This window comes from Pseudooceanicola sediminis (assembly GCF_003575965.1).
Lineage (GTDB): Bacteria > Pseudomonadota > Alphaproteobacteria > Rhodobacterales > Rhodobacteraceae > Pseudooceanicola > Pseudooceanicola sediminis.
Genome location: NZ_QWJJ01000009.1, coordinates 1 through 13,500 on the forward strand (window position 1 = coordinate 1; position 13,500 = coordinate 13,500).

The 13,500-nt window shown below is 65.0% G+C and carries 12 protein-coding genes; 7 read left to right on the forward strand and 5 right to left on the reverse strand.

Annotated elements, in window-relative coordinates:
- The 3 genes from DL237_RS20860 to dacB all read left to right on the forward strand — a co-directional run.
- A partial coding sequence (locus DL237_RS20860; RefSeq protein ID WP_233544958.1) for a hypothetical protein occupies positions 1-208 on the forward strand: 208 nt, incomplete at its 5' end.
- 323 nt (positions 209-531) lie between these two features.
- Positions 532-1,140: a nicotinate-nucleotide adenylyltransferase gene (locus tag DL237_RS11210; RefSeq protein WP_119399165.1), complete on the forward strand. Its 609-nt coding sequence runs from the start codon at positions 532-534 to the stop codon at positions 1,138-1,140.
- Positions 1,141-1,215: 75 nt separating this feature from the next.
- A complete protein-coding gene (gene dacB / locus DL237_RS11215; protein WP_119399166.1) occupies positions 1,216-2,739 on the forward strand; it encodes a D-alanyl-D-alanine carboxypeptidase/D-alanyl-D-alanine endopeptidase in 1,524 nt (507 codons plus the stop codon).
- A 50-nt stretch (positions 2,740-2,789) separates the two neighbouring features.
- Here dacB and DL237_RS11220 read toward each other — a convergent pair whose 3' ends face one another.
- Positions 2,790-3,215, reverse strand: a complete 426-nt coding sequence (locus tag DL237_RS11220) for a tellurite resistance TerB family protein (protein WP_119399167.1) — start codon at positions 3,213-3,215, stop codon at positions 2,790-2,792.
- Positions 3,216-3,357: 142 nt separating this feature from the next.
- Between DL237_RS11220 and DL237_RS11225 the strand changes: the two genes are divergently transcribed.
- The 3 genes from DL237_RS11225 (at position 3,358) to DL237_RS11235 (ending at position 6,418) form a co-directional block, all read left to right on the forward strand.
- On the forward strand, positions 3,358-4,932 hold the full coding sequence (locus DL237_RS11225) for a lysine--tRNA ligase (protein ID WP_119399168.1): 1,575 nt from the start codon (positions 3,358-3,360) through the stop codon (positions 4,930-4,932).
- Positions 4,933-5,109: 177 nt separating this feature from the next.
- Positions 5,110-5,544 carry a DUF4864 domain-containing protein gene (locus DL237_RS11230; RefSeq protein WP_119399169.1) on the forward strand — a complete coding sequence of 145 codons (435 nt, stop codon included), beginning with the start codon at positions 5,110-5,112 and terminating at the stop codon, positions 5,542-5,544.
- Between the two features lie 244 nt (positions 5,545-5,788).
- Positions 5,789-6,418 carry a hypothetical protein gene (locus DL237_RS11235; RefSeq protein ID WP_119399170.1) on the forward strand — a complete coding sequence of 210 codons (630 nt, stop codon included), beginning with the start codon at positions 5,789-5,791 and terminating at the stop codon, positions 6,416-6,418.
- An 85-nt stretch (positions 6,419-6,503) separates the two neighbouring features.
- On the opposite strand, the gene DL237_RS11240 is transcribed toward DL237_RS11235, so the two are convergent.
- Together DL237_RS11240 and DL237_RS11245 are read right to left on the reverse strand one after the other, a co-directional pair.
- Complete coding sequence (locus tag DL237_RS11240; protein WP_119399171.1) at positions 6,504-7,274, reverse strand: hypothetical protein; 771 nt, start codon at positions 7,272-7,274, stop codon at positions 6,504-6,506.
- 242 nt (positions 7,275-7,516) lie between these two features.
- Complete coding sequence (locus DL237_RS11245) at positions 7,517-8,230, reverse strand: response regulator transcription factor (RefSeq protein WP_158585624.1); 714 nt, start codon at positions 8,228-8,230, stop codon at positions 7,517-7,519.
- 314 nt (positions 8,231-8,544) lie between these two features.
- Between DL237_RS11245 and DL237_RS11250 the strand changes: the two genes are divergently transcribed.
- On the forward strand, positions 8,545-8,838 hold the full coding sequence (locus tag DL237_RS11250; RefSeq protein WP_119399173.1) for a TFIIB-type zinc ribbon-containing protein: 294 nt from the start codon (positions 8,545-8,547) through the stop codon (positions 8,836-8,838).
- A 134-nt stretch (positions 8,839-8,972) separates the two neighbouring features.
- On the opposite strand, the gene DL237_RS11255 is transcribed toward DL237_RS11250, so the two are convergent.
- Together DL237_RS11255 and DL237_RS11260 are read right to left on the reverse strand one after the other, a co-directional pair.
- Entirely contained in the window at positions 8,973-12,080 is a 3,108-nt protein-coding gene (locus DL237_RS11255; RefSeq protein WP_119399174.1) for an efflux RND transporter permease subunit, read from the reverse strand.
- 6 nt (positions 12,081-12,086) lie between these two features.
- Entirely contained in the window at positions 12,087-13,280 is a 1,194-nt protein-coding gene (locus DL237_RS11260) for an efflux RND transporter periplasmic adaptor subunit (RefSeq protein WP_233544959.1), read from the reverse strand.
- Positions 13,281-13,500 lie beyond the last annotated feature (220 nt).

Consider the following 13,500-nt stretch of genomic DNA (forward strand, 5'->3'; position numbering starts at 1 on the left):
CGGGCGGCGCCGTGCCCGGCCGGCGGGCGACGCCAGCGGCACGGCTGACCATGCCGCGCGACAGACAGGCCCGGACGGCCCCACCACGTCGCCCCAGGGGCCAGGCCAGGCGCCCCATTCCGACACTGCGACCGCCGCGCGCCCGCTGTCGGGCACAATGTCCGGCCCGGCCTCGGGGACGTTGCCGCGACCGAACCCGATCAAGTAGACCCGTCTGCCCGCGATGATCGTCGCGGGCAGGTCACTCTTGCCCCCGCACTTGCTTCGCCGGTTCCGCCTTGCCCCTGCTCCGCCTTGCCCCCGCTCCGCCTTGCCCCCGCTCCTGTTCCGCCAGCTCCGCCTTGCCCTGAGTGGCGGCGCGTACCGGCCCGGGGCGCGGGCGGTGCGGGCCCCCTGCGTGCCGTGGCATCCCCGCATCGGGCTTGTAAATGTTTGACTTTCCCGCCGCGTGCGTCACAACCTCCGCCGAATGCCGAAATTGGCGTGCCGCCCGCGCCGGGCCGCACCGCCGCCAGAGAGGGACATGACGACGTGGTTCAACGCCGTCCATATGCCAGGGCCGGTCAGCGTATCGGCCTGCTGGGCGGGTCATTCGATCCGCCGCACGAAGGCCATGCCCATATCACCCGCGAGGCGTTGAAGCGGTTCGGGCTGGACTCCGTCTGGTGGCTGGTCAGCCCCGGCAATCCGCTCAAGTCCCATGGCCCTGCGCCGCTGGAAACCCGCCTGGCCGCCAGCCGGGCGCTGGTACAGCATCCGCGTGTCTGCATCACCGGCATCGAGGCCCGCACCAACACGCGCTATACCGCCGAAACCCTGCGGGCGCTGCGCCGGATGTATCCCGGTGTGACCTTCGTGTGGCTGATGGGGGCCGACAACCTGGTACAGTTCGACAAGTGGCAGGAATGGCGCTGGATCATGGAAAACTATCCCATTGGCGTGCTGGCGCGCCCCGGCGAACGGCTGGGCGCGCGCAATTCCCGCGCCGCGAGGATTTTTCGCAGCCATCGCCTGAAGGGCCGCGAAAGCCGCCTGTTGGGGCGCAGCACCGCGCCCGCGTGGTGCTTTGTCAACGTGCCGATGACGGAAATCTCGTCCTCGGTGATCCGCCAGCGCGGCGACTGGCGACAAAGTGATTGAGGTTCCGCCGCGTCGCCCCCTTTACTCTGACCGCCTGCCTTGGCAGGGCTGTCGCGCAGAATTAGGCTGGGGCCCATGACATTACAGATTTCCCGACGGATGATGCTGGCTGGCCTGTTCAGCAGCGCCGCCTTGCCCGCCGCACGCCCCGCCCTGGCCGATGGACCACTGGATTCGCTGCGTCCGCGCCACCGCCCCGAAGGCCTGATGGAGCGGATCGAGAACGGCGGCTACCCCACCATCAACATGCTGCTGGAGCGCAACAAGATCAGCGGTCACAGCGCCTTTGCGCTGGCGTCGCTGGAGGACGGTCATATCCTGGAGGGGCACGAGGCGCATCAGCCGCTGCCCCCCGCCAGCGTCGCCAAGACCCTGACCACGCTTTATGCGCTGGACACGCTGGGGCCGGACTATCGCTTTACCACCCGCCTGCTGGGCACCGGGCCGCTGGAGGGCGGCAAGCTGATGGGGGACCTGATCCTGGCGGGCGGCGGCGATCCTGATTTCGACACCGACAACCTGGGCGACCTGGCCGGCGGGCTGAAGGCCGCAGGCGTCACCGAGGTGACGGGGAATTTCTACTACTACGGCCACTCCCTGCCCGAGGCCCGCCTGATCGACATCGAACAGCCACCCCATGTCGCCTACAACCCCGGTATTTCGGGGCTGAACCTGAATTACAACCGCGTGCATTTCGAATGGAAGAAGGTGGCGGGGAAATGGGCCCTGACCATGGATGCGCGGGCCGGGAAATACCGCCCCGACGTGGCCATCGCCAGCATGACGCTGGCCGACAGGGCCGGACCGGTCTTTACCTATGCCGACCGCAACGACCGCGATGAATGGTCGGTGGCCGAATCCGCGTTGGGATCGCGCGACGGCGCGCGCTGGTTGCCGGTCCGCCGCCCCGCCGCCTATACCGCCGAGGTATTCCAGACGCTGGCGCGGTCCTACGGCATCGTGCTGGACACCCCGAAGGAAATGCGCGACCTGCCCGCCGACGCGTTTCAGCTGGCCAGTTACCAGAGCCGCCCCTTGCATGCCGTGATCAAGGCGATGCTGTATTATTCGACCAACCTGACAGCCGAGATCATCGGGCTGACGGCCTCGGTCGCGCGCGGTGTCGCGCCCGGATCGCTGCGCGACTCGGCGCAGGCGATGAGCCAGTGGGCACAGCAGCAATACGGCCTGAAAGAGGTGTCGATGGTCGACCATTCGGGGTTGGAGGACGATTCGCGGATTTCGACCGCCGACCTGGTGAAGATGCTGGCGTCGCGTCAGGCACAGGACAGCCTGCGCCCGCTGCTCAAGGACATCAACCTGCGCAAGGGCGGCAAGGTGATCGATGCCAATCGCCCGATGTCGGTGCACGCCAAGACCGGCACGCTGAACTTTGTCTCGGGGCTGGCCGGGTATGTCGTGGGGCCGGACGGCACCGACATGGCCTTTGCCATCCTGTCCGGCGATGTCGAGATCCGCAAGACGCTGCCGATGGAACAACGCGAACGCCCGCCCGGCGGGCGCACCTGGCTGGCGCGCGCGCGCAACCTGCAACAGGATCTGATCGAACGCTGGGGCGGGGTCTACGGCACCGGCTGATCGTGCCAGAGCCGGCCCGCGCCGCCGCCCGCCTGCGCGCCGGAATGCGCCTATTGCGTCAGGTGCCGGGCGCGCGCGCCACGTTCGATGGCGGCGGCATGCAGCCGGTCGAGCGCCAGTTCATAGCGGATCTCCTCAAGCAGGCGCAGTTCGGGTTCGCGCAGGGTGCCATCGGCGGCGGCGACATCGCAGGCCAGCGCATAGGCGGTTTCGAACAGCCGTTCGGGCAGATGTTCGCGCATCAGGCCGAACAGGGCGTCCAGCCCGTCTTCCTCGGCAAACAGATCGAACACGATCGACGACATCTGGGTGATGCGGGAATCGTCGTAATCGGCAAAGATCGGCAGCGTGTTGACCTGGTTCTCGATCTTGATCAGTTCGGATGTCCGCACCGTTTCGTCCGAGACGGAGACCGCGATCATCAGCAGGACAAGGCAATCCTGTGGCGAAAGCGAATGGGGGGTGTCTGAAGTCATGGAATGCGGCCTTGTATCATTTGAAAGCGTTTGCGTCGGCTTGGGGGCAGAATATTGACCTATCGGGGTGCGGGCAATAGGAAGCGCCAGTCCCACAAGGCGAATAGCCCGACCCAGGGCATCAGAACCGATGGAGTGAACCATGTCAGACCTGCGCGACGCTGCACTTGAATCGAAGGCCTGGCCTTTCGAAGAGGCCCGCCGTCTGGCCAAGCGGTATGAAAAGGCCGCCCCCGAAAAGGGCTTTGTTCTGTTCGAAACCGGCTATGGCCCCAGCGGCCTGCCCCATATCGGCACCTTTGGCGAAGTGCTGCGCACCACGATGATCCGCCGCGCCTTTGAGGTGATTTCGGATATCCCGACCCGCCTGATCTGTTTTTCCGACGATATGGACGGGATGCGCAAGGTGCCCGGCAACGTCCCCAACCAGGACCTGCTGAAAGAAAATCTGCACCGCCCGCTGACCAGTGTGCCCGACCCGTTCGAACAGTTCGACAGTTTCGGTGACCATAACAACGCCATGCTGCGGCGGTTTCTGGATACCTTCGGGTTCGAGTACGATTTCTATTCCGCGACCGAATTCTATGCCACGGGCCAGTTCGACGAGGTGCTGAAACGCGCCGTCGAGAAATACGACGACGTGATGAAGGTCATGCTGAAATCCTTGCGCGAAGAACGCCAGCAGACCTATTCGATCTTTCTGCCGATCCATCCCGAAACCGGCCGCGTGCTGTATGTGCCGATGAAAAAGGTCGACCGCGAAAATTACACCGTGACCTTCGACGACGAAGAGGGCCGCGAATGGACCCTGCCCGTCACCGGAGGCCACGTGAAATTGCAGTGGAAACCCGATTTTGGCGCTCGCTGGGCCGCGCTGGACGTCGATTTCGAGATGTACGGCAAGGACCATTCCACCAACACCCCGATCTACGACCGCATCTGCGAGATCCTGGGCGGCCGCAAGCCCGAGCATTTCACCTATGAACTGTTCCTGGACGACAAGGGGCAGAAGATCTCGAAATCCTCCGGCAACGGCATCTCGATCGACCAGTGGCTGACCTATGCCAGCACCGAAAGCCTGTCGTATTTCATGTTCCAGAAACCGAAGACGGCGAAACGGATGTATTTCGACGTGATCCCCAAGGCGATGGACGAATACCACCAGCAGCTGCGCGCCTATGCCGGGCAGGATGCCAAGGCGCGTCTGGCCAACCCGGTCTGGCATATCCACGCAGGCGACGTGCCGCAAAGCGACATGGTGGTACCCTTTTCGATGTTGCTGAACCTCGCCTCGGTGTCCGGGGCCGAGGACAAGGAAACGCTCTGGGGGTTCATCCGCCGCTATGCCCCCGATGCCTCCGCCGAAACCAATCCGCAGATGGATCAGGCCGCCGGGTTCGCCGTGCGCTACTACAATGACTTCGTGAAGCCGGAAAAGACCTTCCGTGCGCCGACCGATCTGGAACGCGAGGCGCTGATCGAACTGCGCGACATCCTGCGCGCCTGGGATGGCCCGCTGGACGACGAAGCCCTGCAAACCGAGGTCTATGCCGTCGGCAAGGAGCGGTTCGAGCCGCTGCGCGCCTGGTTCACCGCCCTCTACGAAGTATTGCTGGGGGCCAGCCAGGGGCCGCGCTTTGGCGGGTTCATCGCGCTGTATGGCGTGGCCGAAACGGCCGATCTGATCGACGACGCGCTGGCCGGCAAGTTCCTCTAGCGCGATCGCGCATCACGCGAAACGGGGGCGTCCTGCGGGGCGCCCCTTTTTGTTGCCAGCCTTATTTTGCGCGACGTGAAACTTCTGGACCGGGGCGCGCGTAACTCTAGATACCACGCACGGACTCTCGGGCAAGGGGGGCCAGCCGGTGCCGCGGTACAGCAGGAGGTGCGCAGCATGAAACACCTGTCATTCGTCGCGGTCATTCTGGCCCTGCTGGTCTTTGCCGTCTCTCTTCTGATGCCGCCGTCGGCGCGCGCGCAGCCGGCCCCCCTGAACGGTCCCGAAGCCGTTATTTCGCAACAGTTGCAGGCCTTCGACGCCGAAGACTTCGACCGCGCCTGGGGCTATGCCAGCCCGACGATCCAGGGCGTATTCGGAACGGTGGACAACTTTGGCGCCATGGTGCGCGATGGTTATCCGATGGTGCACCATTCGCGCAGCCATCGCTTTGCCGGGCAGGACGAACGTGGCGGGCGGACCTATCAGAAGGTCGAGATCGAAGACACCGATGGTCGCCTGCACCTGCTGGAATACGCGATGATCCAGACGCCGGAGGGCTGGAAGATCGACGCCGTGCGTATGCTCAAGATGCCGGGGCTGGCGGTCTAGCCCCGCGCAGCGCCGCGCGCCTGCCCCCCCTCTCCGGCGTTTGCCGCCCTCTGAACGTCCAAGCTTTCAGCATCCACGACGGCCCTGCCTCGATTCAACCCAGACGGGTGCCCTTTCGGCCACAGCGCCCCGGGATACCGTCGCCCTGGCCGTTCACGGGGTTGTGCGCCCCGGATCGCGGCGGGCAGCCTTTTTGCGTAGCGGGCAATTTCCCCCGCAAAGCCATACGCATAAGAGGTATTTCATGAAAACGACGATTTGTGCGGCCACGCTGGCAACCCTGATTGGCGCGACGGCAGCACAGGCACAAGACGCCGCGCTGACGCTGGATGCGGGCCTGTCCACCCTCGGGGTGTTTGTCCAGCCGGTCTATGCCCTGAACGATCGCGTCAGCCTGCGTGCCCCGATCTATTACGGTGCGTTCAGCGATACATTCGAGTTCGACGACAATTCCGTTGACGGAGAGCTGAAGGCGCTGTCGGCGGCGCTGGCGGCGAATTTCTTTCCGATGGGCACGGGGTTCTTCCTGTCCGGCGGCGTCGCCTTCGGCGGATACGAGGCGAACGGCAGCACGGACGAGATCACCGCGAACGGGTCGACCTATACCGGCGATTTCGGCGTGTCTCTGAAGCAGAAGAAAACCGTCGCGCCCCAGCTTTCGATGGGATTTCGCCAGAAAAACAAAGGGGGCATGACCGCATCGTTTGAAATTGGCGCGCGCTTTGCCAGCTACGAGATGTCGATCAGCGGCGCCGAACAGCTCTCTCCCCAGGGTCAGAGCGACGTGGCCGACGAAGTGGCCAAGACCAACCGCGACCTGGATGATTATGACGTGATCCCCTTCCTCGGCCTGTCGGTCGGCTGGGCGTTCTGACCCCCACCGCCCGGGGGATTGTCTGCACCCGGCCCCCGGGCCCCGCCCCTGACGCCGCGCCGCACGCCCGGGGGTGACGCACGCCTCAGAATTCGCGCCAGACGCCGAATTTCAGACGATAGCGTTCGCTGTTCATCACGCTGGTCGAGGCCCCGACATCCAGCGTCAGCCGCGGCTTGATCTGCCACGCGAACGAGGCCGCGAGCCGCGCAAAGGGGGCATCGCCGTGCTGATGCCCGGTTTGCAGCTGGACATAGGTTTTCGACCGCGCGCCAAGCGTCAGCCCGAAGGTCGTGTCGACCTTCCAGTCGACGGCATCGCTCTGGCTGAAATATTCCGCTGCACCCTCAAGCGTGATCCAGCCCTCGGGCCGGGACAACCCCCGCCCAAGGGACACGCCCGGGCGCACGACCGCCTCGCCCGCGACAAGGCCGACCCCCAGTTCCGAGGCGATGTTCACCCCCAGTATCTGCGGCAGCGGCACGGTCGCGAAAAGGATCAGCTTGTCAAAGCCCGAGATCGCGCCGCCGACATCGACGCCGATGTTGATCTGATCGCTCAGGCCGTATTCATGGTAGTAGGTCAGGGATTTCGACCAATCGGCGCCCGTCGCACTGTGAAACCGCAGCGCCGCCGCCGCAAAGTGCTTGCCCTTGCCGCGTGGCCACGCCCCGGCCTGCGCGGCCCCGGTGGCCAGACCCGTGGCAAGGGACAGAACAAGGGCGATGGCAAGGCCTGCCGCCAGTCGTCTGGAAAGGCGCAGCGCCAGTCGGGCGAAGGCACCCTGCCCATGCGCTTTTCGCGACAGGCGCGGCCCCTTCCCCGCGAAGAGAGGCGCTGGTCCCAGCGGTGCCATGCTCCACGCTCCGGCCGGGTTCGTGCGCGGCAACCAAGGGCAGCCGCGATCGCGCAAGCGCCCCCCTCGCACCATCCTGTTTCCCCTCTCCGCTCGCGGTCGGCCGCTGGCACACCTTCCGGCCCCCTGCGGACCGGCATCCGCCCGATGCTGTGGGGAAATTGGTTAACGATTGGCTAAGCGGGACGGGCAGCAGGCAGGCACTGTGCGCCCGCCGACCGCCTTGCAGGCCCTGCGCGCGATCAGGCGGCGACGGCACGCGACGGGGTGGCCCGGCGCGGCGGGGTCAGCGCAGGCATCCGAATGCCCTGGCCAAAGGTCGTGACGATCACGTCGCTGCCCGCGCCGATCGCGGCCAGCTTGGCCCGGATACGGCAGATATAGACGTCGACAATCTTGGGATCAGGCTCGTCCTGCCAGGCATAAAGCTGCATCATCACCTGTTCGCGCGTGACCATCGCCCCGGCACGCAGGACCAGCATCTCGATCAGCTCGTATTCCAGCCGGGTCAGGTGGATCGGCATGTCGTCGTAGTGCACCTTGCGCGCGTCGATATCGACGCTGAGCGCGCCCGTTTCCAGAACGGGTTGGGCAAATCCCGCTGCCCGGCGGATATAGGCGCGCAGCCGTGCCGCGATTTCGGCGGGTTTGCAGGGCCATTCGATCACGTCGTCCGCGCCCCGAATGAGGAACCGCGTGCGATCCGCCTCGGTCACGCTGCGCGATACGACGCAGATCACAAGGCGCGGATACTGGTTGCGCAGCCGCCCGATCAGGTCGCCCGCCGCCATGTCCGGCAGATCCGGGTCGATGATCACGGCGTTCTGTTCAGCCGAGGCAAGGTATTCCAGCACTTCGCCACCGTTGGCAGCGTCGGTGATGTAATAGCCTTGCTGACCCATCGCATGGGCCAGACCGGCAATGTTCCATGTGGTATCTGTAACGAGAAGGCGCATCCTGGATCTCCTGTCCTGCGGGCGAGCCGAGGATGAGAGGATGCAGGGACGATCAATGAATGGGACGCGCCTGCGGCCCACACCGTCGTACTCATGTGAAAGAAAGGGCGGCCTTCTGCCGCGCCACCGCTGCACCCGGGTCTGTCGGGTGCGGGGCGTAACCAGATATATACCGCGTTCGGGCGGTCCGGTCATTCCAATTTTCGTAATTAACCATGCTTTTCAGTCGCTTGGTTAATTCATCACGAAGAGTTTTGTTGATGCGGCCCCGACGCATTCCCATCTCAGCCGAACCGCAATGAGGAGGTAAGGCGATGAAATGCCCTGTGGATGGAAGCGATCTGACGATGACCGAGCGGCAGGGGGTCGAGATCGACTATTGCCCGAAATGCCGTGGCATCTGGCTGGACCGGGGAGAGCTGGACAAGATCATCGACCGGTCCGCCGATGACGTGCTGGGCTACCCGCCGGTCCGCGCCGCCCCCAATCGCGACCCGCGCGGCGGGTTCGGGCGCGAAGGCTATCGCACGGACGACCGCCCCTATGATCCGCGCTATGACAAGCGAAAGAAGAAATCGTCCCTGCTGAAGGAGCTGTTCGATTTCTGAGGCGCGACTGTTTCTCGGGCGTGACTGCTTGTGAGGGGTAAGTGCACAGACAAAAAGGGCGGCGGGATCCGCACCCCGCCGCCTTTCATTTACACCCGGCCCTTACGCTTCACTCGGCCCTTGAGAGGCCCGTCTCACGCCTTTTGCCTGCGCGCGGACTTGTCCGTCAGACGGCGCACCACGACGTAGAAACTGGGCACCATGAACACGCCGATAAAGGTCGCGGCGATCATGCCTCCCAACACCCCGACGCCGATGGCGTTCTGCGCGGCGGCCCCGGCCCCATTGGCAATCGCCAGCGGCACGACCCCCAGCATGAACGCAAACGAGGTCATCAGGATCGGGCGCAGCCGCATCCGCGCCGCCTCGACCGTGGCTTCGACCAGCCCCTTGCCCTGCGCCTCCAGATCCTTGGCGAATTCGACGATCAGGATGGCGTTCTTGGCCGCCAGCCCGATGGTCGTCAGCAGGCCGACCTTGAAGTAGACGTCGTTCGACCCGCCCGTGACCCAGGCCGCGACCAGCGCCCCCAGGATGCCGACCGGCACCGCCAGCATGACGGAAAACGGGATCGACCAGCTTTCGTACAGCGCGGCGAGGGACAGAAAGACCACCATCACCGACAGCGCGTAAAGATAGGGCGCCTGGCTGCCCGACTGGCGTTCCTGGTACGACAACCCGGTCCAGGCCACGCCGTAGCCGCCCGGCAGTTGCGCCGTCAGTTCCTCCATCGCGTCCATCGCCTCGCCCGAGGAAACCCCCGCGGCGGGCGACCCGGAAACGCTCATCGCCGAGGTCCCGTTGTAGCGCGACAGCGAGGGCGAGGCCGAGACCCACTCGGTCGTCATGAAGGCGGAAAAGGGCACCATTTCGCCGCTGTCGTTGCGGGCATACCAGCTCTCGATATCTTCGGGCTGCATCCGAAAGGCGGCATCGGCCTGCACCATGACCGGGCGCAGGTTGCCGTTCATGTTGAAATCGTTGACCGAGGAGCCGGAAAAGATGATCGACATCATCGAATTCAGCGATGACAGGGTCAGCCCCAGGCTCTCGGCCTTCTGCTGGTCGATATTGATGCGCAACACCGCCTCGTCCTCGTCCCCCGAAATCCGCAGGCCGGTGGCGCGCCCATCGGCATTTGCCAGCGACTCGAGCTGGGCCGAGGCCGCGATCATCGCCTCGGTGCCATTGCCCGCCTGATCGACAAGGTACATCGAAAAGCCCGAGGTATTGCCAAGGCCGGGGATCGAGGGCGGCTGGATAAAGGTCACCCGCCCCGCCCGCAGCGCGCCAAAACGCGCATTGCCCCGCCCGACGACATCCCCCGCTGACAGGCCGTCGCCGCTGCGGTCCTCGAAATCCTTCAACTTGACGAACAGCATGGCGGCGTTCTGGCCACTGCCGCCAAACCCGAAACCGAGCGAGGCAAAGGTGCTCTCGACCGTATCGCGTTCCTCGGTGCGCAGGTAATCGTCGATCTGGTTCACCACGGCCTGCGTCTGGGCGGTGGTCGAGCCTTCGGTCAGGCTGACGATCACCATCATCACGCCCTGATCCTCGGCCGGCAGAAAGGACGACGGGATGCGGTTATAGATCGTGGCCGCGCCAAAGGTGATCCCCGCCAGCAGCAGCACCATGATGAAAGGCACGCGCAGCAGACGCCGCACCCCGCCGGCATAGCCATTGGTGATCCGTTCGAAATTCCGGTTGAACCAGCGCGCCGGGGCAATGCCGCCGCCATGGCCGGGCTTTTTCAGCATCGTCGCGCAAAGCGCCGGTGACAGGATCAGCGCGACCAGCGCCGACAGCACCATGGCGGTGATGATGGTGATCGAGAACTGCCGGTAGATCACCCCGGTCGAACCGCCAAAGAACGCCATCGGCAGGAACACCGCCGACAGCACCAGCGCGATGCCGATCAGCGCGCCGGTGATCTGGCCCATGGATTTCTCGGTCGCCTCCAGCGGGCCGATGCCGTCTTCCTCCATCACGCGCTCGACGTTCTCGACCACGACGATGGCGTCATCGACCAGCAGACCGATGGCCAGAACCATGGCGAACATGGTCAGCGTGTTGATCGAATAGCCCGCCGCGCCCAGCACCGCGAAGGTGCCCATCAGCACCACCGGCACGGCGATGATCGGGATCAGCGTCGCGCGCCATTTCTGCAGGAAGATCAGGATCACCAGCAGCACCAGCACGACCGCCTCGGCCAGCGTGTGATAGACCTTTTCGATCGACAGTTCGACAAAGGGCGAGGTGTCGTAGGCATAATGCACCTCGACCCCTTCGGGCAGGGCCGCCAGCAGACCATCCAGCGTCGCACGCACCGCCGCCGCCGTGTCGACGGCATTCGCGCCGGTGGCCAGGTTCACCCCGAAACCGGCGGCATTCTCGCCGTCAAAGAACGAACTGGTGCCATAGCTTTCCTGGCCGATTTCGACGCGCGCCACATCGCCGAGGTAGACGGCGCTGCCGTCCTCTTCGGTTTTCAGCAGGATACTCTCGAACGCCTCGGCCGAGGTCAGCTGGCTTTGCGCGGTGATCGTCGCGGTGAACTGCTGCCCCTGCGTCGTCGGCAGATCCCCGAGAGAGCCGACGGAAACGGTGGTGTTCTGCGCGGTCACCGCCGTCGTCACATCCGTTGGCGTCAGTTGGTATTGCGCCAGTGACAGCGGATCGAGCCAGATGCGCATCGCATAGCCCGACCCGAACACGTTGATGCTGCCCACGCCATCGGTCCGCTGCACCGGGCCTTTGACCATGTTGTCCAGGATATCGCCCAGTTGCACCGTGGAATAGGTCGCGTCGGTCGACACCAGCGCGCCGACCATCAGGATGGAATCGGACGAGCGCGAGATTGTCACCCCCGAGGATTGCACCTTGTCGGGCAACTGGCTTTCGACCTGGCTGACCTTGGACTGCACCTCGTTCTGGGCATCGATCGGATCGACGCTTTCGTCGAAGGTCAGCGTGATCGACGACCGCCCCTGCCGCGAAGTCGAGTTGGAATAGAGCAACCCGTCGATGGCTGTCAGCGAATCCTCGATCACCGTGGTGACCGAATTCTGCACCGCATCCGCCGTCGCCCCCGAATAGCTGGCCGAAATGCGGATCGTGGTCGGGGCGATGTCGGGATATTGCGACACCGGCAGCCGGGTAAAGGCAAAGGCGCCCGCCAGCATCGTGACGATGGCCAGCACCCAGGCGAAAACCGGGCGGTGAATAAAGAAATTGACCATGCGCCGCTACTCTCCGGTGCCCTGGGCAGGGGCCGACGCCTCGCCCGGCATGTCCTCCACCAGGCCGTCGTCATTGATCGTCACGGGGACGGTGGTGATCTCGGCCCCGGCCCTGAGGTTGCGCAACCCGTCGACGATCAGCATGTCCTCCGTCGTCACCCCGTCGGTCACGATCCAGGCGTTCCGATAGGTCCCGCTTGAGGTCAGGGTCACCTGTTTCGCCTTGCCGTCGCTGACGACAAAGGCGGTCAGCGACCCATCCGAACTGCGCGAGGTGGCACGTTGCGGCACCAGGATGGCCTGGGTGGTGCCCAGCGTCAGCGCCACGCGCAGGAATTGCCCCGGCAGGATCAGCCGGTCGGGGTTGTCGAACTGGATGCGAAAATCGACGCTGCCGGTTGTCGTGGACACCTCGGTCCGGGGGCTGACCAGCGTGCCGGCGCCCTGGTACGTCGCGCCGGTTTCCAGCGTCAGCACGATGCCCAGCGGGTCGATGGGCTTCAGCGTGCCGGTGGCGATCCGGTCACGCACGCGCAGCATCCGGGCCGAACTTTCCTGAACATCGACATAGATCGGATCGATGGCCGTCACGGTGGTCAGCGCATCGCTCTGATTGGCGGTGACCAGCGCGCCAACGGAAAACTGCGGCAGGTCGACGATGCCGTTGATCGGGCTGCGGATTTCGGTCCGGTCAAGGTTCAGCTGCGCGGTCTTCAGCGCCGCTTCGGAGGCGGCCAGCGTGGCCTGCGCCTGCGCCAGCGATGCCTCGGCGGTATCGAGGTCGGATTGCGTGATGCCGACGCCGTTCAGCTTGCGATAGCGGGTGACGGTCGATGTCGCCGCCGCCAGCGTGGATTCGGCGCTGGCCTTCGACGCCTTCGCGGCATCCAGCGCCGCCGTGTAGGTGTCGGTGTCCAGCCGGAACAGCAGGTCGCCCGCCGCCACGGTCGCGCCGGATGTATAGGTCACCTCCTCGATCACCCCTTCGACGCGCGGGCGGACCTCGGTCTGGTCATGCGCCACCGCGCGGCCCGGCAGCGTCACCGTATAGGGCACGTCCTGCGATGTCAGCGCGACCACGCCCACCTCGGTCGGCCCTGCTGCGGGACGGCCCTGTGCCAGCACACCCTGCGGCTGCGACACCGCCATTGCCATCGACATTGCCAAAGTCAGCACCGCGATCACGGCACGCGACGGCAACCATGCGGCGGCCCGCCCGCACGGGAACACAGACGGGTGCACAGAGGGGCGCACAGACGCCCCCTCGGGCGGGACAGGGGAAATGAACTCATCGGCCAAATTGCTTACTCCGAATACCTGCACGTCGGGATCTGGCGACAGCCCCGGGCTTTTTCCTTATACCGCCCTGCCGACGATTTCCGCCGCAACGCGGCAAAACTTTTCGTGACCGGGCGGATCC

Coding starts and splice junctions, on each gene's coding strand:
- dacB (WP_119399166.1), top strand. CDS start 1,216: ATGACATTACAGATTTCCCGACGGATGATGCTGGCTGGCCTGTTCAGC.
- DL237_RS11220 (WP_119399167.1), bottom strand. CDS start 3,215: ATGACTTCAGACACCCCCCATTCGCTTTCGCCACAGGATTGCCTTGTC.
- DL237_RS11225 (WP_119399168.1), top strand. CDS start 3,358: ATGTCAGACCTGCGCGACGCTGCACTTGAATCGAAGGCCTGGCCTTTC.
- DL237_RS11230 (WP_119399169.1), top strand. CDS start 5,110: ATGAAACACCTGTCATTCGTCGCGGTCATTCTGGCCCTGCTGGTCTTT.
- DL237_RS11235 (WP_119399170.1), top strand. CDS start 5,789: ATGAAAACGACGATTTGTGCGGCCACGCTGGCAACCCTGATTGGCGCG.
- DL237_RS11240 (WP_119399171.1), bottom strand. CDS start 7,274: ATGGCACCGCTGGGACCAGCGCCTCTCTTCGCGGGGAAGGGGCCGCGC.
- DL237_RS11245 (WP_158585624.1), bottom strand. CDS start 8,230: ATGCGCCTTCTCGTTACAGATACCACATGGAACATTGCCGGTCTGGCC.
- DL237_RS11250 (WP_119399173.1), top strand. CDS start 8,545: ATGAAATGCCCTGTGGATGGAAGCGATCTGACGATGACCGAGCGGCAG.
- DL237_RS11255 (WP_119399174.1), bottom strand. CDS start 12,080: ATGGTCAATTTCTTTATTCACCGCCCGGTTTTCGCCTGGGTGCTGGCC.